The 17,636-nt window shown below is 48.2% G+C and carries 19 protein-coding genes and 1 tRNA gene; 16 read left to right on the plus strand and 4 right to left on the minus strand.

Going from position 1 to position 17,636, the window contains the following annotated elements; genetic code table 11:
* Nucleotides 1-568 precede the first annotated feature (568 nt).
* The 5 genes from pstS (at nucleotide 569) to H6G46_RS02780 (ending at nucleotide 5,144) form a co-directional block, all read left to right on the plus strand.
* Nucleotides 569-1,570 (plus strand): phosphate ABC transporter substrate-binding protein PstS, encoded by a 1,002-nt coding sequence (gene pstS / locus H6G46_RS02760; protein ID WP_010872466.1) that lies wholly within the window; start codon nucleotides 569-571, stop codon nucleotides 1,568-1,570.
* Nucleotides 1,571-1,715: 145 nt separating this feature from the next.
* Nucleotides 1,716-2,702, plus strand: coding sequence for a phosphate ABC transporter permease subunit PstC (gene pstC / locus H6G46_RS02765; RefSeq protein ID WP_010872467.1), 987 nt, complete (start codon nucleotides 1,716-1,718; stop codon nucleotides 2,700-2,702).
* Nucleotides 2,703-2,706: 4 nt separating this feature from the next.
* On the plus strand, nucleotides 2,707-3,579 hold the full coding sequence (gene pstA / locus H6G46_RS02770; protein WP_010872468.1) for a phosphate ABC transporter permease PstA: 873 nt from the start codon (nucleotides 2,707-2,709) through the stop codon (nucleotides 3,577-3,579).
* 53 nt (nucleotides 3,580-3,632) lie between these two features.
* Nucleotides 3,633-4,448 carry a phosphate ABC transporter ATP-binding protein PstB gene (gene pstB, locus H6G46_RS02775; RefSeq protein ID WP_010872469.1) on the plus strand — a complete coding sequence of 272 codons (816 nt, stop codon included), beginning with the start codon at nucleotides 3,633-3,635 and terminating at the stop codon, nucleotides 4,446-4,448.
* Between the two features lie 180 nt (nucleotides 4,449-4,628).
* Nucleotides 4,629-5,144 (plus strand): peptidylprolyl isomerase, encoded by a 516-nt coding sequence (locus tag H6G46_RS02780; protein WP_010872470.1) that lies wholly within the window; start codon nucleotides 4,629-4,631, stop codon nucleotides 5,142-5,144.
* A 128-nt stretch (nucleotides 5,145-5,272) separates the two neighbouring features.
* Here the strand turns inward: H6G46_RS02780 and H6G46_RS02785 are convergent, their stop codons facing one another.
* Together H6G46_RS02785 and H6G46_RS02790 are read right to left on the minus strand one after the other, a co-directional pair.
* The gene (locus H6G46_RS02785; RefSeq protein WP_010872471.1) at nucleotides 5,273-5,563 is read right to left on the minus strand and encodes a 4a-hydroxytetrahydrobiopterin dehydratase; all 291 of its coding nucleotides are present in this window, start codon (nucleotides 5,561-5,563) and stop codon (nucleotides 5,273-5,275) included.
* Nucleotides 5,564-5,594: 31 nt separating this feature from the next.
* Nucleotides 5,595-7,412, minus strand: a complete 1,818-nt coding sequence (locus H6G46_RS02790; protein ID WP_010872472.1) for a DUF389 domain-containing protein — start codon at nucleotides 7,410-7,412, stop codon at nucleotides 5,595-5,597.
* A gap of 166 nt (nucleotides 7,413-7,578) precedes the next feature.
* Between H6G46_RS02790 and H6G46_RS02795 the strand changes: the two genes are divergently transcribed.
* Nucleotides 7,579-7,833: a DUF1816 domain-containing protein gene (locus tag H6G46_RS02795; protein WP_010872473.1), complete on the plus strand. Its 255-nt coding sequence runs from the start codon at nucleotides 7,579-7,581 to the stop codon at nucleotides 7,831-7,833.
* A 134-nt stretch (nucleotides 7,834-7,967) separates the two neighbouring features.
* Here the strand turns inward: H6G46_RS02795 and H6G46_RS02800 are convergent, their stop codons facing one another.
* Nucleotides 7,968-8,696, minus strand: coding sequence for a Bax inhibitor-1 family protein (locus H6G46_RS02800; RefSeq protein ID WP_041425965.1), 729 nt, complete (start codon nucleotides 8,694-8,696; stop codon nucleotides 7,968-7,970).
* 210 nt (nucleotides 8,697-8,906) lie between these two features.
* Between H6G46_RS02800 and H6G46_RS02805 the strand changes: the two genes are divergently transcribed.
* From H6G46_RS02805 to crtB, 3 genes are all read left to right on the plus strand, one after another.
* Nucleotides 8,907-9,182 (plus strand): hypothetical protein, encoded by a 276-nt coding sequence (locus H6G46_RS02805; protein ID WP_199303536.1) that lies wholly within the window; start codon nucleotides 8,907-8,909, stop codon nucleotides 9,180-9,182.
* Nucleotides 9,183-9,475: 293 nt separating this feature from the next.
* A complete protein-coding gene (gene pds, locus H6G46_RS02810) occupies nucleotides 9,476-10,894 on the plus strand; it encodes a 15-cis-phytoene desaturase (protein WP_010872476.1) in 1,419 nt (472 codons plus the stop codon).
* A gap of 60 nt (nucleotides 10,895-10,954) precedes the next feature.
* Nucleotides 10,955-11,968: a 15-cis-phytoene synthase CrtB gene (gene crtB, locus H6G46_RS02815; protein ID WP_010872477.1), complete on the plus strand. Its 1,014-nt coding sequence runs from the start codon at nucleotides 10,955-10,957 to the stop codon at nucleotides 11,966-11,968.
* 176 nt (nucleotides 11,969-12,144) lie between these two features.
* On the opposite strand, the gene H6G46_RS02820 is transcribed toward crtB, so the two are convergent.
* Complete coding sequence (locus H6G46_RS02820) at nucleotides 12,145-12,558, minus strand: MAPEG family protein (protein ID WP_010872478.1); 414 nt, start codon at nucleotides 12,556-12,558, stop codon at nucleotides 12,145-12,147.
* A 157-nt stretch (nucleotides 12,559-12,715) separates the two neighbouring features.
* On the opposite strand from H6G46_RS02820, the gene ureA reads away from it, so the two are divergent.
* The 7 genes from ureA (at nucleotide 12,716) to H6G46_RS02855 (ending at nucleotide 17,632) form a co-directional block, all read left to right on the plus strand.
* Nucleotides 12,716-13,018, plus strand: coding sequence for an urease subunit gamma (gene ureA, locus H6G46_RS02825; protein ID WP_010872479.1), 303 nt, complete (start codon nucleotides 12,716-12,718; stop codon nucleotides 13,016-13,018).
* A gap of 155 nt (nucleotides 13,019-13,173) precedes the next feature.
* Nucleotides 13,174-13,246 (plus strand) — tRNA-Glu (locus H6G46_RS02830).
* A 219-nt stretch (nucleotides 13,247-13,465) separates the two neighbouring features.
* Nucleotides 13,466-14,659 carry a transporter substrate-binding domain-containing protein gene (locus H6G46_RS02835; protein WP_010872480.1) on the plus strand — a complete coding sequence of 398 codons (1,194 nt, stop codon included), beginning with the start codon at nucleotides 13,466-13,468 and terminating at the stop codon, nucleotides 14,657-14,659.
* 196 nt (nucleotides 14,660-14,855) lie between these two features.
* On the plus strand, nucleotides 14,856-15,611 hold the full coding sequence (locus H6G46_RS02840) for an SIMPL domain-containing protein (RefSeq protein ID WP_010872481.1): 756 nt from the start codon (nucleotides 14,856-14,858) through the stop codon (nucleotides 15,609-15,611).
* A gap of 130 nt (nucleotides 15,612-15,741) precedes the next feature.
* A complete protein-coding gene (locus H6G46_RS02845) occupies nucleotides 15,742-16,440 on the plus strand; it encodes an MBL fold metallo-hydrolase (RefSeq protein WP_010872482.1) in 699 nt (232 codons plus the stop codon).
* A gap of 55 nt (nucleotides 16,441-16,495) precedes the next feature.
* Nucleotides 16,496-17,029 (plus strand): DUF3122 domain-containing protein, encoded by a 534-nt coding sequence (locus H6G46_RS02850; protein ID WP_010872483.1) that lies wholly within the window; start codon nucleotides 16,496-16,498, stop codon nucleotides 17,027-17,029.
* 63 nt (nucleotides 17,030-17,092) lie between these two features.
* A complete protein-coding gene (locus H6G46_RS02855) occupies nucleotides 17,093-17,632 on the plus strand; it encodes a rhodanese-like domain-containing protein (protein ID WP_010872484.1) in 540 nt (179 codons plus the stop codon).
* Nucleotides 17,633-17,636 lie beyond the last annotated feature (4 nt).

Here is a 17,636-nt window from a genome sequence, read left to right on the forward strand (position 1 = left end):
GTTTCTTTACAGTTTGCTTTTCCATGATAGACCCAAAATTCCTTACCAGGGTGAGCGGGGCGTGGGGAAGCCAAATCGGTCTGCGATGGTGAAATTGAACATTTTGTAGATCAATCTGGGGAGGGTTGACAGGGTTAACCCCCCACTCTCAACAGGCAATAACTTTCAGTTTTTTTCAAGGGATAACCACAAAAAAACAAGAATATTTCGACCAATTACTTGCCGGCTTAATCTTTTCTTAATTCTATCTTAATTTCGACTTAATCAACTGATTAACTCCCCTTAAAATAAGTCAAAAAACGGCTATGGTTAACCAAAAGTTAATCGACTTTTTTGGGAAATTATGCATTGAAAATAAAAAAAATTTCGTGTTTTAAATTAACAAAATGCAACTAATATTGTTAGCTAGAACGGACCAGTAAGGTTTCTGGCTTTATTGACAGCAAACGGCCCGTCTTACCCTAGGGTTTTGCCGTTTTTTTAGGTCGATAATTATGCCAATGGAAACCCCATCAGCGAACAAGGGCTGACTGTTTCAACTGCACTACAATTTAGATTGCAAATTCCTATGCTTAGTTCACTGCAAAAAGTTGCTACCTTCTCCGTAGTCAGCGTTATCGTCGGTTTTGGTGGCATTGGCCAGGCCATTGCCGGTACCCTCAATGGTGCGGGAGCGAGTTTTCCGGCCCCACTCTACCAACGTTATTTTGCTGAGTATAAAAAAGCTACCGGTAATACTGTCAATTACAACTCCGTCGGTAGTGGCGCTGGTATTCGTCAATTTATCGGTGAAACCGTTGATTTTGGTGCCACCGATGCTGTGCCCACTTCCGCCCAACGTCAACAGATGAAACGGGGTGTGGTTATGGTGCCCACCGCTGGTGGCGCTGTGGCGGTAGTTTACAATTTACCAGGCAAAAAAGTACAACTTTCTCGCATTGCCTTGGGTAAAATTTTCACCGGGGAACTAAAAACCTGGAACCAGGTGGATTCCAAACTGCCCAACACTCCCATTCGAGTTGTGGTACGGGCCGATGGTAGTGGCACCACGGATATTTTTACTAGCCACCTCAGCGCTATTAGTAGCACCTTTAGAAGCAAGATTGGTGCTAGCCAAGATCCCAACTGGGGTTTCCAAGTACTGAAAGGTCCGAAAAATGACGGGGTAGCGGCAACGGTTAAGCAAACCCCCGGGGCGATCGGTTATGTCCAGGACACCTTTGCCCGCCGTAACGAGGGTCCCAATCTGCAAACCGCCAAGGTACAAAATAAGGCCGGTCAGTATGTAGAACCCAGCTTGGCAGAGGCCAATAAAGCCATCAGTGGAGCCAAGTTTGACGCGAACTTTGTTGCTGAAATAAGTGATCCTGCCTCCGGTTATCCCATTGTGGGTTTGACCTGGTTGTTGGTGTATCAAAACAATAAAAATGCCAACGTTGCCAAGGACGTCAAAGCTTTGGTGCGCTGGATTTTGACCACTGGCCAAAACCATAATACCCAGTTGGAGTACACCAAAATTCCTCCCGCCGTTGCCCAACGGGTAATTGCAGCAGTTAACAAGATCAAATAAACCAAATATCAAGTCAATCTGCGGTTTTTCAAGCTCCCCTAGTCTCCTCAGTTCGGGAAGAAACTGGATAAAGATCCCCCGGTATTGGGAGATTTAGGGGGCAAATTAAAACTTGGCAAACAGGCTCTAGGAAAAGGCAATAGGTATGGTGGAAGGTTTTTCACGTCGTTCAGAATTCACTCTGGCCCGGGGAGGGGATATTACCCAAGGGAATTCCCTCACCAATGGTTTGGACTGGGGCTTTAAACAGTTGACCCGTCTCTGTTCCCTCGGAGTAGTGGTGATTCTCGGCTGGATCGCCTGGGTGGTTTTTACCGATGCCCGACCGGCGATCGCCAAGTTTGGTTGGGAATTCATCGTCAGTCAACAATGGGACAGCAGTGGGCAACTGTTTGGCGGCTTACCCTATATTTTCGGCTCGGTGGTTAGTTCCTTCATCGCCCTAATTTTTGCCCTGCCCTTGGGGCTGGCCGTGGCGGTTATGACCAGCGAAAACCTTCTACCTGCTCCGGTGCGGGTGCCCATTGCCTTTCTGGTGGAACTGATTGCTTCCATTCCCAGCGTGATCATTGGTCTATGGGGCATTTTTGTCTTCATTCCAGTGTTAATGCCTGTGCAGGGGGCACTGTTTAAATATCTGGGTTGGTTACCAATTTTTGGTACGGAACCCTTTGGCCCCAGCATGCTGGTGGCGGGATTGGTGCTGACCGTGATGATTATTCCCACCATTGCTTCCATCAGCCGGGACATTTTACTCTCTGTTTCCCCCAGCCTCCGTAGCGCTTCCATGGCCCTGGGGGCAACCCGATGGGAAACTATCTGCTCGGTGATTTTGCCCTCTGCTAGTTCTGGCATTATTGGTGCCACTATTTTGGCCCTAGGTAGGGCCCTCGGAGAAACCATGGCAGTAACAATGGTGATCGGTAACTCAAATATTATCTCGGCTTCCCTACTGGCACCGGGATATACCATTCCCTCAGTGCTAGCTAACCAATTTGCCGAAGCAGTGGATGAGCTGCACATCGGCGCTTTGATGTATTTAGCTTTAATCCTTTTCGTTATTACCCTCGGTATTAATAGTCTGGCGGTGTTGATGGTGGCAACCATTCGTCGTCAAGGGGAGAGCAATTAAAGCGATGAAAAGTTCTGCCCCTAGTAGTTTACTTGCGCCCCTATCCTTTTTCCGTAATGGTTTTGCCTGGGTGATGGGGGGGTTGTCCTTTACCCTCACCCTTGTGGCTCTGCTGCCTTTGTTGGCTATCTTAGCTGCCATTATTCAACGAGGTTTGCCCACTCTTTCCTGGGAAGTGTTTATCCATCTACCAGCTCCAGTGGGGGTGGAAGGGGAACCCAACGGTTTTGCCAATGCCATTGTGGGTACTCTGACCATGGTCGGACTGGGCGCTCTTTTTAGTGTGCCCCTGGGGGTGATGACTGGGGTATTTTTGGCGGAGTTTGCGGCCGGCTCGGCGATCGCCAATGGGGTACGTTTTGTCACCGTGATTCTGAGCAGTGTGCCCTCGGTAATTGTGGGGGTATTTGCCTATGGAGTACTGGTTATTACCACCAAGCAATTTTCGGCCTACGCCGGGGGTCTAGCTTTAGGGGTAATTATGACTCCCATTATTGCTTTGACTACAGAAGAAGCGCTGAAATTAGTGCCTCTCCATTACCGCCTGGGTTCCGCTGCCCTGGGGGCTAGTAAATGGGAAACCACAGTCAAAACGGTAATTCCCTGTGCCATTCCCGCCATTACCACTGGGGTATTGTTAGCAGTGGCGAGGGCCGCCGGGGAAACGGCTCCTTTGATGTTCACTGCGCTCTTCAGTCAATTCTGGCAAGAGGGGTTAATGGCCCCCACCCCTTCCCTGCCCGTACTGATTTACAACTATGCCAGTTCTCCTTTTGAAGAACAGAACGCCATTGCCTGGACCGCTTCTCTTGTACTATTAATGCTGGTTTTGACCATTAATCTATCCTCCCGTCTGCTGATCCGTCGGCGTTTTTAGCTCTGCCATCAATACCTAATCGTTAATTTTCCCGTTTTCTCCGTTTACCAGCTATGACTAATTTGTCCGGTTCAATGCCCAGCTCCACAGCAGCGGATTTACAGCCTGCCCTCAGGGTTGAAGGTTTGGGATTTTATTACGGCACCAAAAAAGTGTTAGAGGGGGTAACCATGGCAATCCCCGTTGGTAAGGTCACTGCCATGATTGGCCCTTCTGGTTGTGGTAAATCAACTTTGCTCAAAGCTTTTAACCGCATTGCCGAACTGGAGGGACGGGTGAAAGTAACCGGGAAAATCGAATTTTTCGGACAAAATATTTACGATCAAAAGGTCAATATTAATAGCCTGCGTCGGGAAATTGGCATGGTCTTTCAGCGCCCCAATCCTTTCCCCACCAGCATTTACGACAACATTGTCTATGGGGTTAAACTTTGTTGCAATGTGAGCCGGGCCGAATTGGATGAAATTGTCGAACGTTCCCTCACTAGGGCAGTGTTGTGGGATGAAGTCAAGGATAGTTTGAAAAAATCTGCTTTGGGTTTATCGGGGGGACAACAGCAACGCCTATGTATTGCCAGGGCGTTAGCGGTCAATCCCAAGGTGTTGTTAATGGATGAACCCTGTTCTGCTCTCGATCCTATTTCTACTCTGAAAATTGAGGAATTAATCAATAGTCTGCGGGAAAATGTGACCATCACCATTGTGACCCACAATATGCAACAGGCCCTGAGGGTGTCTGACTACACAGCGTTTTTCAATACCGATGAAAGCCGTATCGGTCAGTTAGTAGAATTCGACACCACCCAGAATATTTTCTCTAGTCCCCAGGAAACCCAAACCAGGGATTATGTGGCTGGTCGCTTTGGCTAGATACTCCTGTTTATGGTGCCCTCCTTCATATAACGTTTGCTTGTATTACCTCTTAATTTTTACTTTAGAAACTAGTCTTCAGTAAGCATTCAATCTGCTCAATTTTGCCTGGGCTAAAACTGGCTCGCCACCTATTGCCATTCAGAAATCTGGTAAAATGGGTTGCCCAATGAAATTTGTATGATGAGCAAAGTTTTTTTTGATATTACCATCGGCAGCGATACCGCAGGTCGCATTGTGATGGAATTGTTTGACGAAGTTACCCCCAAAACCGCTGAAAATTTCCGGGCCCTTTGCACTGGAGAAAAAGGTGTGGGTAAAGCTGGTAAACCCCTACACTTCAAAGGTTCCCATTTCCATCGAGTCATCACCGATTTCATGGCCCAAGGGGGAGATTTTACCCGGGGCAACGGTACCGGCGGTGAGTCTATTTATGGAGAAAAATTTGCCGATGAAAATTTCCAGTTAAAGCACGATCGCCCTGGGCTATTGTCCATGGCCAATGCCGGGCCCAATACCAACGGTTCCCAATTCTTCTTAACCTTTGTACCTTGCCCTTGGCTTGATGGTAAGCACGTCGTTTTTGGTGAAGTGGTGGAAGGTTTAGAAATTCTAGAGCAACTTGAAGCTAACGGTTCCCAAAGTGGTCAAACTAAACAGGCGATCGTTATCAGCGATTGTGGTGAAATTAAATAAGCCTGATTGACACTAGTGTGTATAGACTCTGTTAAAAACCTTGTTGGAAAAATAAAGTAAGACAGTCCCCTTGATTAGTTTTGAATTGATAATCGAGGGGGTTTTTATTGGTCAAATTTGAGTGAAAATCAATCAGCAAAACTATTAGCCTTGGTGGCAAACTTAACATCCAATTCTGTAATGCCGCCTGCATCATGGGTGGTTAAATCAATGGTGACCCGATTATATACATTGGACCATTCTGGATGATGGTTCAGGGTTTCCGCCACCAACGCTAACCGAGTCATAAAACCGAAAGCTTGATTAAAATTGGCAAACTTAAATTGACGATGGAGTTTATTGCCCTGCAAGCTCCAACCGCCGAGTTCTCCCAGGGCAGTTTGGATTTCTGGGTCAGTTAAACGTTGGGGGGTGGCCATGGTGCAATTTATCTAGATTTTTAACTATTGGTTAGGGATTGTTCCTGCCATCCGTTATATCATCTCCCAGAAAAAGATTGAAGGAAACCTGGGTTGGTTCGCCCACGTTGGTGGTTTCCTGCACCCGGCTATCGGGAATTTGCCAGTTATCACTCAAATAAGTTCTAATCTGCTCTGTTTGGGAAAAAAGACTGGCGGGATTACTATCTGGAGGACGTTGAATGGTGAGTCGCAAATACAGAGAGGGATGGGACCGGAGAATTTGTCCCACATTGTCGAGTACTGCTTGATCTTGGTTGGAAAGATTCAGGGGAGCACTGGCGATCGCCGCAGTTTCATCGAGAACGGTGAGGGGAATAAGCCCTTGATCTGTGGCGAGGCGTTGGTATTCCACCATGGCATCATTAACCTGTAACGATCGCCGAATTTGATTGGAAAGAATAACTTGGGCGTCCTCCTGTAAATCTCGATCACCAAGGTAGATGACCACTAACTTAAAAGCGGAATTATCGCTCCGGAGTACGACTTGATAATCCACCAATTGCAGGGCATCAGGAAGGCTCACCAGGGCGAGGGAACGACTAATTTCCCCCATCAATTCCCCCTGTAGGTCTGGCAAATAACTAACTTGGGTGATGACTGGAATAGATTCCGTGTTAACCGCTTGGCTGGTGGGAATTTGCACAAACCGCAAGGTAATGTCACTGGGGCTAAGGTCCAGGGCAGTGGCTAACTTGTCCACAAAGCGGTCTTCATCTTCCTGGCTGTAGAGCTTGTCGGTCACCACCTGGAGTTGTATCGATACTTGGTTGTTATCCCGTTTCGCTTTTACCTGGTCGATGTAGGAACGAAATTCATCATCGCCCCCGTCGAAATTATCCTGCCAGATCTGCTTAATGGTGGAATTAAGTTGGTTTTCTTCCCGTTGCTGGGTCACTTGGCGTCGCACCTGTTCCAGGGATTTGGTCAGAGGAAACGAAATGATCCCCAGGGTAACCAGGATCAAGAAAAAGCGACTGGGCAAACCTCCTACCCGTTGAAAAGTGGTGTAGGCCGGCAATCTTCTCAACCAAGAACTGACCACTTGGCTTTCAGCATTTTCTTGTTTCCATTCCCCAATGGCTTCCCGCACTGCCCGCACATCAAAGTGGACGAAAAAGAACACAATCATGGCGGTGAAAATAATCGCCACTAGGTTGGTGATGAATAGCAGTCCTCCCCCCTTGGCCACGGTCAAACCCTGGGAAGAAGCCAAGCTGAAATAGATACCAATGCCGTAACCCACCACGCACAATGGCGGCATCAAGGCCACGGCGATCGCCACCCCTGGTAAAGAAGCCGCTACCCCCTTCGCTTGTTTGCAGGTAGCCACCGATCCCACCGCCCCGGAAAACAAAGCCACAATTAAATCCAAAAGGGTAGGATTGGTTCTAGCCAAAATTTCGGGGGTAATTTCCTTAAAAGGGACTATGACCACCAGAATGGCTGCAAAAACGATGGCTAAACTACAGCTCAGTAATAAGTTAAACGCCGCCCGCAACCAGAGCACCACGTCTCCCGCCGCCAAACCCATGCCATTGGCCAAAATTGGCCCCATCAAAGGGGAAATCAACATTGCTCCAATGATTACCGCTGGACTGTTCAGTACCAACCCCAGGGTGGCAATGCCCGCCGCAAACAAAACCTCAATCCAGTAGCTTATGTCCCTGAGGCTAACGGACTCACATAACTGGGTGTAGATTTGCACCTTATGTTCATCGGTCAAATCTAAATTATTCGTAAAGCCACGGCGTAGACGCAGTAACATCAGCAGGGAAAAACGATGCCCGGAGGACTTGGACTTTGACATAGGGGGGGATGGGATTAATCGTCTCCATTGTGCTTGACCAATACTATACTCTGGGGAGAGTTTGCTGAATTATTGCCATCCACCTTTTCGGGGTTGGGCTATCCCAGGTTATATTGCCTTACATTATCCCCATATCATTCATTATTTCCCATCGAGCGAGTTGTTTATGTTTGGCGTTCTGCTGTTCCTTATTTTCTTCTGTGCCGTCAGTCTAGCCTTTTTTGCCAACCGTAAATGGTGGATTCGTGTTTCCACCCAGTCTCCCCGCTGTACCTATTATTTTGGCCCCTTTACTTCCCAAGAAGAGGCGATCGCCCACCACCAAGGTTATCTCCAGGATTTGGAGATGGAGGGAGCCCAGGGCATTGAATACAAAATAGAACGCTCCTATAAGCCAAGAAAATTAACCATCGAAGACTGAGAAAACCGCCAGCAATGGGGAAGCTTGTTGGCTAATTTCTCCCCAAAGCACAAATCCCCCAGTTATTTGGTTAACTAGGGGATCCAGCTTATCTTTACAGCTAAAATTCTGAGCAACGAGATCTTACTAAAAATTTAGTCTCGACCGTTGAGGGCAATCAGTAGACGCAGAATGAAGATAAACAGGTTGATATAGGTCAAATACATGGACAGGGATGCAGCCAAATATTGATCATCCCGGTAGGTGCGGGGGAGAACAAAAAAGTCCACCACCGACACGCCGGCAAATAGCAACACCCCGAAGCCAGAAATGGCCACTTCCAAAAAGGTAGGGGTAATGACCCCAAAAAAGCCGAGCACCACTTGGAGAAGCATCACCACCACTAGTCCAATCAAGGCTAAGCTGACGGTTTTGCTCAGGGCAATGCCATCTTCTTCCGATAAATTGGAGCCAATACTACGGGCCACCACAAAAGTTACACCACAGCCCAGGGCCGCCACACCAATGCCTTGGATACCCACTCCACTGGTTTGCAGGGCCAGGTAAATAATGCCACTCAGGGTATAACCAGATAGCAGACTATACAGGGTTAGCAAGGGCAAAGCCGTTGCGTTATTGCCACTTTGCGCCACCCGCATGGCGACAAAAAAGAGAATAAAATTACCGATTAAAGCGACCCAAAAGGTGGTCATGAATAGACCGGGATTGCCCTGCATGACGCTGAGACCACCAAAGGTTCCCGCCGCTGTCAGCACCAAGCCTCCGCCAAGATAGGGGAGGGCGTTTTTGATCACGTTTGGCCCGATCAGACTTTGGCCTTTTGCCTCCGCCATGATCTGACGAAAATTGCTGGTATTGCTCATAAAAAGTGGATTTTTGACTAGGATAATCACAGGGGGGAAATTATTTTTCCCTTACCTTTAATATACTATCGACAACCATGGCCTTGCTTTAAGTGCTGGTAAGTCCTTATAAGCCCTTATTTGTGGGCTATTTCTGCCCCTGGATCCCGCCGGCTGAGCTAAGCATGAACTGTGTATTGTTCCATTGTCAGACCAGGAGGCCTTAGTCCTATGAATTATCGTGTTATTGTCTTGAGTGGGGTGATGACTGCCCTCCTCGGCACCGTGTTTGGTTGGGGCATGGGGCAGATTGCCCTGCGTCAACGGCCTAGCCAAGTACAGGTCACCATGAGTCAGCCCTATTGTACTTTCTATGGGCGGCGCTTAATCTGGTTCGGGGCGATCGCCGGCTTTGTGTTGGGGGCAGGACAGGCCTGTGTACTGGCGGAGAGGAAAAAGGAAAAAGAAGCCATGGAGAAAGCGGAAACTGAAGAAGACTATTCCTGATCCCCTGCCGCTGCAGTGACCTGGTTTTCCGTTACCGATGGAGGGAATTTGGTTGCTATTTCTGGCGGTCCAAGGGACGCGAAAAAGTTCGCCGCCACTGTTTGCATCGCCGTGGCCTAAGGCGGTCAAATACTCCCATCCCCTGACCAGGCTAGTTTTCTCCCTTGGCGATCGCCCTGGTAGCATTTAATACAAATTGGCTATCTTGGCAAAGTCCCCCGAAATATTACGAAACGTAAAGTATAATAACAATCAACCTGTAAACCCCAAATGCCTTAGCGAGACAGTAACCCATGCGCGTTGTGATCGCCGGAGCCGGATTAGCCGGCCTAGCCTGTGCCAAATACTTAGCCGATGCGGGCTTTACCCCCGTCGTCTTGGAACGTAGGGATGTATTAGGCGGGAAGATCGCCGCGTGGAAAGATGAGGACGGAGATTGGTACGAAACCGGCCTACACATTTTTTTTGGGGCCTATCCCAACATGTTGCAGTTATTTAAGGAATTGGATATCGAAGATCGTCTGCAATGGAAAGAGCACAGCATGATCTTCAACCAACCAGAGAAACCAGGTACCTACTCTCGGTTCGATTTTCCGGATATTCCGGCCCCCATCAATGGTTTGGTAGCCATTCTTCGCAACAACGATATGCTTACCTGGCCGGAGAAAATTCGCTTTGGCTTGGGACTCTTGCCGGCCATTGTCCAGGGCCAGAGCTATGTGGAAGAAATGGATAAATACACTTGGTCAGAGTGGATGGCCAAACAAAATATTCCCCCCCGCATCGAAAAAGAAGTTTTCATTGCCATGAGTAAGGCGTTGAACTTTATTGATCCCGATGAAATTTCCGCCACCATTTTACTTACTGCCCTCAATCGCTTTTTACAGGAAAAAAATGGCTCTAAGATGGCATTCCTGGATGGGGCACCACCGGAGCGTCTTTGCCAACCTTTGGTCGACTATATTACGGAACGGGGAGGGGAAGTACACATTAATAAACCTCTCAAAGAAATTTTGCTTAATGAAGATGGTTCCGTTAAGGGTTACTTAATCCGGGGCCTAGATGGAGCCCCCGACGAAGTGATCACAGCGGATTTATATGTGTCTGCCATGCCGGTGGATCCCCTGAAAACCATGGTGCCAGCGCCCTGGAGAGAATATCCTGAGTTTAAGCAAATCCAAGGTTTGGAAGGAGTCCCGGTCATTAACCTCCACCTGTGGTTTGACCGTAAGTTAACCGACATTGATCATTTGTTATTCTCCCGATCGCCGTTGTTGAGTGTTTACGCCGACATGAGCAACACCTGCCGAGAATACAGTGATCCAGACAAATCCATGTTGGAATTGGTGCTGGCTCCGGCCCAGGATTGGATCGGCAAATCCGACGAAGAGATTGTGGCGGCCACCATGGCGGAGATCAAGCAACTCTTTCCCCAACACTTCAACGGGGATAATCCAGCCCGACTGCTTAAATCCCACGTGGTCAAAACCCCCCGCTCAGTCTACAAAGCTACCCCCGGAAGGCAGGCTTGTCGCCCCGATCAACGGACATCGGTGCCCAACTTTTACCTAGCAGGGGACTTCACCATGCAAAAATACTTGGGCAGTATGGAAGGGGCGGTGCTTTCCGGCAAACAATGCGCCCAGGCGATCGCCGCCGATTTCAACCCCCAAACCGTTCCCCCCACCAGGGAAATAGTCACCGTGGGTTAAGCCGCCTGGACTCCCTGGTAATCTTCCTGACAAATGGCAACCCTAATGCGACAATGCTAAATGGCTAACGGTCAAATTTCTCCCCAGCGTGCAGTTACCAAACCCCAATCCTGGTGGCTGACTTCCGAACCCCGTCCGTCCTTAATGTTACAACTGCCCAAACCGTCTCCATCTGCAAAGCCCTGTGCTTCTGTTGAGGAAGCTTACGAAATTTGTCGTCAAGTAACGGCCCAGTACGCAAAAACTTTTTACCTGGGAACTTTGCTGATGCCCCCTGCCAAAAGGAGGGCCATTTGGGCGATCTATCTTTGGTGTCGTAGGACTGATGAACTAGTGGATGGGCCCCAGGCGGCCACCACCACCCCGGAAACTTTGGACCATTGGGAGCGGCGTTTAGAAGGGATTTTTGCTGGCCAACCCCAGGACGATGCCGATGTGGCCCTGGTGGATACCTTGGAAACATTTCCGCTCGATATTCAGCCCTTTCGGGACATGATAGCCGGTCAGCGGATGGACCTTTACCGTTCCCGTTACCAAACCTTTGAAGAACTAGACTTGTACTGTTATCGAGTGGCGGGCACCGTCGGTCTGATGTCCAGTGCTGTGTTGGGAGTCGATACGGGCAATGGCCAGGCCCCTTGGCAACCCGATGCCGTGTACATTCCCCAGGAAGAGGCGATCGCCTTGGGGGTGGCGAACCAATTGACCAATATTCTGCGGGACGTTGGGGAAGACGTGGAGCGGGGTCGAATTTATTTACCCCTGGAAGATTTAGAACGATTTAATTACAGCGAACAGGATTTACTCAATGGGGTAAACGATGATCGTTGGCGCAGTTTAATGAAGTTTGAAATTGACCGGGCCCGCCATTATTTTGAAGATGCGGAACGGGGTATTCGGGCTTTAAATCGGGATGCCCGTTGGCCGGTGTGGACAGCGTTGATGTTGTACAAAGGCATTTTGGATGTGATTGAGGCCAATAATTACAATGTGTTTAATCGTCGTGCCTATGTACCCACTCCGAAGAAATTACTATATTTACCCGTGGCCTGGTTGCGGGCCCAGGTGCTTTAAGGTTTTTTCCGACCACTGATCGATGGTTGATCTGATCCTGACTTCCCGCTGAAAAAAAGCCCCCAACCGTTGTAGGCTAAGGACTCACTTTATGAAGGGTTCAAACTATCAGTGTAGCGAACAAAGGCGATCGCCCCGATGTTTCCCCTTAGGTGAAGAGAAATCACAAAGTTTGTTCAAAACTGGGACAGTTGCCGCAACTGCCAAAGGATGGACAGCAGTGCCCCCACCACTAAAATCATGGAACTAAGGGAACCAAGGGCAAAACCTACCATTCTTTTCTCCGCCGCTTGGTAATAGCCCCAGGCGTAAAGAATGCGCCCCAGTAACCAGACGGCCCCCAAAATGGCAGCAATGGTTGGATCTCGGTAAATGGCAAATAGCCATAGCCCCGGCAGAAAAAAGGCTAACTGCTCCAGGGTGTTGTACTGTACCCTCAGCACCCGCTCAAAGTCTTCATTGCCGGTGGTGGCCGGTGGCATCACCCCATATTTAGCCCGAGCCCGCCCCACATTAATCACCAGCACCAGGTAAAGCATCGTCGCCAAAGCAGTGATCAAAGCTGGCCAGAGTAACTCGGTTTTTGTCATCGGTCATGGTGAAAGAAAGTATATTTTCAGACTAGCCCAAAAAGTTACTCTGCCTCCAAATCATTAATATTGCTCGGACTAATCGCTATACTTACGGTCAGGGTATTACCCAACTTTTTATTTTTCTCAGTCAAGTTCCTTTTGTATTTTTTATCCCATGCAGCTAAGCCCCCAGGAAAAAGATAAATTGTTGATTTTTACCGCCAGCCTAGTGGCAGAACGCCGTAAGGCCCGAGGGCTCAAACTCAACTATCCCGAAGCCGTGGCCTATATTTCCGCCGCTATCCTGGAAGGGGCCAGGGATGGTCGTACCGTAGCCGAGTTGATGAACTATGGCGCTACCCTATTGAGTCGGGACGAAGTCATGGAAGGGGTGCCGGAAATGTTACCGGAGGTACAGGTGGAAGCAACTTTTCCCGATGGCACTAAACTGGTGACGGTCCACGAACCCATTCGCTAGTAATGAGCTGGCCGGTCAGGGCGGACTGTTTTTTACCGTTAAACCCCAGGCCTGTTGACCGTAGAAAAAATTCATTGTCTAGGGTTGACAGTGATCAATCTTTATCGCTATATTTAAAAACGTCTGAAATAACGAACTGTTATCGAGACTGCCTAGCCCCCATCGTCTAGAGGCCTAGGACACCTCCCTTTCACGGAGGCGACAGGGATTCGAATTCCCTTGGGGGTATTAAAAAAAAAGAAAAAACGAAAAGAAGTTCTTCGGGGCTTCTTTTTTGTTGCTCACCCAAACAATTCCCCAAGAAGTTTAAAACCCTCTTTCGGTTTATGGAACAGAAGAAGAAGCGGGGAGCTTGTCGAGGGAAACAGCGCAGAAATGGCAAGACCCAAACTCCATCTATGGCAGTATAGGGGCGTAGTTCTTTGTCCTTGAGGCTCTGTCTGGCAAATGTTAATCCTGCGTCGCCTAATACTAGTTGTTTCCCTTAGTTTTGCCACGATCGCCATTGACATTACTACGAGACCAGGGCTGGAACCAGTGCAAGGCCAGGGGGTGGAGACAGTAGACTCGCAAACACTAAAAGTGGGGGTGGTGGGCAATCCTCCCTTTGTCTTTTATGGAGAAGGAAAAAACGCAGCATTTACCGGTATTAGCCTAGATGTGTGGAGAGCAGTGGCCGAGTCCCAGAAGTGGAATTCAGAATATGTAAGGCAAAATTCCATCTCCGCAGGCATCACAGCGGTGGCGGAAGGGGAATTGGATATTTTAATTGGTCCCATTAGTGTTACCCCAGAGCGGGCCGCCATAGAGGGCATTACCTTCACCCAGCCCTATTTCAGTAGTGGCATTGGCCTGTTAATTCCAGGCAAACCGGTGAGTTTATGGGAAAGATTTTCGCCTTTTTTTGGCATAGCCGCTTTGTCTTCAGCGGGGGTACTTACTCTACTTTTATTTTTGGTGGGGAATTTAATTTGGTTAGCAGAACATCGCAAAAATCCTGAGCAGTTTTCCCCCCATTACCCAGAAGGAGTCCAAAATGGCATGTGGTTTGCCTTAGTTACCCTAACAACAGTGGGCTATGGCGATCGATCGCCGAGGACTAAGTTAGGGCAACTGGTGGCGGGGGTATGGATGTTGGTGGCCTTATTAAGTTTTTCTTCCATTACGGCGGGGTTAGCTTCGGCTTTTTCCACGGCTCTTTCCGAAGCTAGTGCAACACCTTTGTTTAGAAGTGTGGGGGATTTGAAAAATAAAGAGGTGGCAGTGGTGCGGGATACCACAGCGGTGGATTGGGCTAATTTTTATCAGGCTGACGTTAGGGAAACTAATAATTTGACAGCAGCCATTACCCTACTACAAAAAAAACAGGTGGAGGCGGTAATGTTCGACCGGCCAGCCTTAATTTACTACACCAGACAGAATCCTAATCTTAACTTGGAGGTGACAGAAATTCGAGTTTCCCTGGAGCCCTATGGCTTTGTGCTCAAGGAAAATAGTCCTTTGCAAAAGACTATCAATGTGGAGATGCTCAATTTGCTTTACAGCAGGGTAATTGCGGAATTTACCGAACGCTGGTTAGGGCCTGGGATTGAGGAAAATCAAGACCTTTTGCCCCAAAACATAGGAGAAAGCCCTAGCTAAACCCTGGTAAAACTTATAATACCGTTCTGGCTCTGCAACCCTACTAATTACTGTCAGGAACAGCCAAAGTATTTTTTGGACTGGGAGCGCAAACAATGCCTTTTATTGATGTTAGCCTTGGACTAGCTGTGTTCCTGGGGTTTATTTTCTCGGTAATGGCAGCTAGGTTCTTTTTGAAAATTTGGCTGCACTATCTATGAGTACCATCAAGGCCCTGTTACCGCCAAAATTCCCCCAATTACTGACTGGTTTAGCTTTACTTTCCCTGTCTTTGGTGGTCAGCACGGCGATCGCCGCCAAGGCCTTACTGGAAGTAAAAAATGCTAATGATGTATTAATAGTTACGGGGTCAGCCAAACGACCCATCACTTCTGACTACATTGTTTGGGGATTATCTGTCTCTAGTCAGCAGCCCACCGCCCAGGCAGCTTACCAGGATTTACAAAGTCAAACTGAACGGGTGCAAGCCTATCTCCAAGCAAAAAATGTGCCCACGGCAGCCATTAGTATGGGGGCGATGGAAACCTATGCCATTCCCGAAGTTACTGAAAATGGGCAGGAAACCGGGAGAACCTTGGCCTATCGTCTTACGCAACGGTTTGAAATTAGTGCCGATGACGTGGATCGTTACAGCAAATTGTCCCAGGAAGCCACCGAATTGATTAATGAAGGCATTAATTTAACGGTAGAACCGCCCCAGTATCTTTATACTCAGTTAGCCCCCCTCCGCATTGAAATGGTGGCCGAAGCAACCAAGGATGCCAAAGCTCGGGCCGAGGCGATCGCCAGTAGCACCAATAGCAAAGTGGGGGCAGTGCGGAGTGCCCAAACCGGAGTTTTTCAAATTACCTCCCGCAATTCCACCGATGTCAACGACATGGGAATCTATGACACCTCTTCCATCGAGAAAGACATCACCGCAGTGGTTTCCATCACTTTTAGTATGAAATAATTATCTGAAAATTTTACCAAGGCTGTTACTCTGTCCGTATTTTCCCTGATAATTAAAAGATCTAACCGATGAATGATTGATCTTTGTTGGTTTTCGTTCCACGATGTAAAGATTAGAGTCGATAAAAGCCATGCTGTTTCGTCAATTGTTTGATCCGGAAACCTCCACTTACACCTACGTAATTGCTGACCCCAAGGGTCGGTCTGCGGCCTTGGTAGATTCTGTTTTAGAACAAGTGGATAGGGATCTAAACTTGCTCAAAGAATTGGATCTCAAGTTAACTTTTTGTCTGGAAACCCACGTCCATGCCGACCATATCACCGGAGCGGGAAAACTACGGCAATTAACAGGTTGTCAAAACCTCGTACCCCAGTATGCTGAGGTGGACTGTGCTGACCGCCATTTGCAGGACGGGGAAATTGTTCATGTTGGCTCCATACCCATCCAGGCGATCGCCACTCCGGGGCACACCGATAGCCATTTAGCTTTTTTGGTCAATCAAACCCATGTGTTGACGGGGGATGCTCTGCTCATCCGGGGCTGTGGCCGGACGGATTTCCAAAGTGGAGATGCCGGTACGTTGTATGACGCTATCCACGGTAAATTATTCACCCTGCCGGAGGATGTTTTTGTCTATCCGGGCCATGACTACCGGGGCCACACCGTTTCCACTATTGGGGAAGAAAAACGTTTTAACCCCCGCTTATTAGGGCGCGATCGCCAGAACTTTATCGAATTTATGGATAGTTTAAATCTGCCTGATCCAAAGAAAATTATGGAAGCGGTGCCCGCCAATCAACTCTGTGGTCAAAGGACTGTTGCGGTTTAAAGACTTGCTCCAAGACTAATCAAGATCCATTTCCCGGAAAAATCCGTTCACAATTATGGTCAGTTGGTGTCAGTCCCTTTTCCTTCGCTGGGGTAAGGTTTTAACCCTAACAGTGCTTAGCTTTGGGCTTTGCTGTGCCTGTTTAACTCTTTGGCCGGTGGCAACTCCAGCCCTAGTACGGGAGACTACGGAACAGCCGGGGCAAACCCTGATCCAGTCTCGTCAATCCCTACGGGACCAGGAAGGGAATACCTGGCAAGTGGTGTTATTTAAAAGGACGAAAGCCAACGGTGATAGAGAAACCAATTTACGTTTAGTTGGTTTTCCTGGAGTCACATCCTTTCGCCATCCAGCCCCTTTGGTGGTTCGGGACAATGGTGGTAATACCGTTAACCTAACCGATCTTTTAGCAGAGAAAAGCCCCGGTGAAAATGTTGGTCAATTTTTGGTTACAACGGATTTTACCAATTTACAAATTAATGGCATTTGGGAATTGAATTTACCGTTGGCAGGGGGAGAACAACAAATCAAAGTTCCCTATTTTGTCCTCCAAGAATGGCAAAGTTTGTTGGCCAAGGCATCGGATTAATTGGCAACAGCTTAGCCACTAAATTTAAAATTATTAAAAACAAACTTAAGCGGAGATTAAACTATGGCTAGCTCAACCCAAACCAATGTCACCATTGCCCCCAAAACTTTGCAACAATTGCGTCAACAGGATGCGGTAATTCTGGTTGATGTGCGGGAGCCCCTGGAATTTGTTGGGGAACACATTACCGATGCCTATTCTTTGCCTTTATCCCGATTGAATCCTAGCCAATTGCCCCAAGCGGAAGGAAAAACGACGGTACTCTATTGTCAAAGTAGTAACCGTTCCGGCAATGCCCTGCAACAATTGAGATCTGCTGGGGTGGAAGGAATCATTCATTTGGAAGGGGGATTATTAGCTTGGAAACAGGCTGGGTTGCCGACGGTAAAAACAAAAAATGCCCCCATCAGCATTATGCGTCAGGTGCAAATTATTGCCGGTAGTTTGGTTTTGACCGGGGTTTTGCTGGGCAGTTTTGTCGCCCCTGGATTTTATTTTCTCAGTGGTTTTGTCGGCGCAGGATTATTATTTGCCGGACTTTCTGGCACCTGTATGATGGCTAATCTTTTGGGCAAATTACCCTACAACCAAATTAAGGACTAATAAC

The organism is Synechocystis sp. FACHB-908 (assembly GCF_014698595.1).
GTDB lineage: Bacteria > Cyanobacteriota > Cyanobacteriia > Cyanobacteriales > Microcystaceae > Synechocystis.

Bases quoted from the DNA above. Each gene is read 5' to 3' on its own strand.
- pstS (WP_010872466.1), top strand. From the start codon at position 569: ATGCTTAGTTCACTGCAAAAAGTTGCTACCTTCTCCGTAGTCAGCGTT.
- pstC (WP_010872467.1), top strand. From the start codon at position 1,716: ATGGTGGAAGGTTTTTCACGTCGTTCAGAATTCACTCTGGCCCGGGGA.
- pstA (WP_010872468.1), top strand. From the start codon at position 2,707: ATGAAAAGTTCTGCCCCTAGTAGTTTACTTGCGCCCCTATCCTTTTTC.
- pstB (WP_010872469.1), top strand. From the start codon at position 3,633: ATGACTAATTTGTCCGGTTCAATGCCCAGCTCCACAGCAGCGGATTTA.
- H6G46_RS02780 (WP_010872470.1), top strand. From the start codon at position 4,629: ATGATGAGCAAAGTTTTTTTTGATATTACCATCGGCAGCGATACCGCA.
- H6G46_RS02785 (WP_010872471.1), bottom strand. From the start codon at position 5,563: ATGGCCACCCCCCAACGTTTAACTGACCCAGAAATCCAAACTGCCCTG.
- H6G46_RS02790 (WP_010872472.1), bottom strand. From the start codon at position 7,412: ATGTCAAAGTCCAAGTCCTCCGGGCATCGTTTTTCCCTGCTGATGTTA.
- H6G46_RS02795 (WP_010872473.1), top strand. From the start codon at position 7,579: ATGTTTGGCGTTCTGCTGTTCCTTATTTTCTTCTGTGCCGTCAGTCTA.
- H6G46_RS02800 (WP_041425965.1), bottom strand. From the start codon at position 8,696: ATGAGCAATACCAGCAATTTTCGTCAGATCATGGCGGAGGCAAAAGGC.
- H6G46_RS02805 (WP_199303536.1), top strand. From the start codon at position 8,907: ATGAATTATCGTGTTATTGTCTTGAGTGGGGTGATGACTGCCCTCCTC.
- pds (WP_010872476.1), top strand. From the start codon at position 9,476: ATGCGCGTTGTGATCGCCGGAGCCGGATTAGCCGGCCTAGCCTGTGCC.
- crtB (WP_010872477.1), top strand. From the start codon at position 10,955: ATGGCTAACGGTCAAATTTCTCCCCAGCGTGCAGTTACCAAACCCCAA.
- H6G46_RS02820 (WP_010872478.1), bottom strand. From the start codon at position 12,558: ATGACAAAAACCGAGTTACTCTGGCCAGCTTTGATCACTGCTTTGGCG.
- ureA (WP_010872479.1), top strand. From the start codon at position 12,716: ATGCAGCTAAGCCCCCAGGAAAAAGATAAATTGTTGATTTTTACCGCC.
- H6G46_RS02835 (WP_010872480.1), top strand. From the start codon at position 13,466: ATGTTAATCCTGCGTCGCCTAATACTAGTTGTTTCCCTTAGTTTTGCC.
- H6G46_RS02840 (WP_010872481.1), top strand. From the start codon at position 14,856: ATGAGTACCATCAAGGCCCTGTTACCGCCAAAATTCCCCCAATTACTG.
- H6G46_RS02845 (WP_010872482.1), top strand. From the start codon at position 15,742: ATGCTGTTTCGTCAATTGTTTGATCCGGAAACCTCCACTTACACCTAC.
- H6G46_RS02850 (WP_010872483.1), top strand. From the start codon at position 16,496: ATGGTCAGTTGGTGTCAGTCCCTTTTCCTTCGCTGGGGTAAGGTTTTA.
- H6G46_RS02855 (WP_010872484.1), top strand. From the start codon at position 17,093: ATGGCTAGCTCAACCCAAACCAATGTCACCATTGCCCCCAAAACTTTG.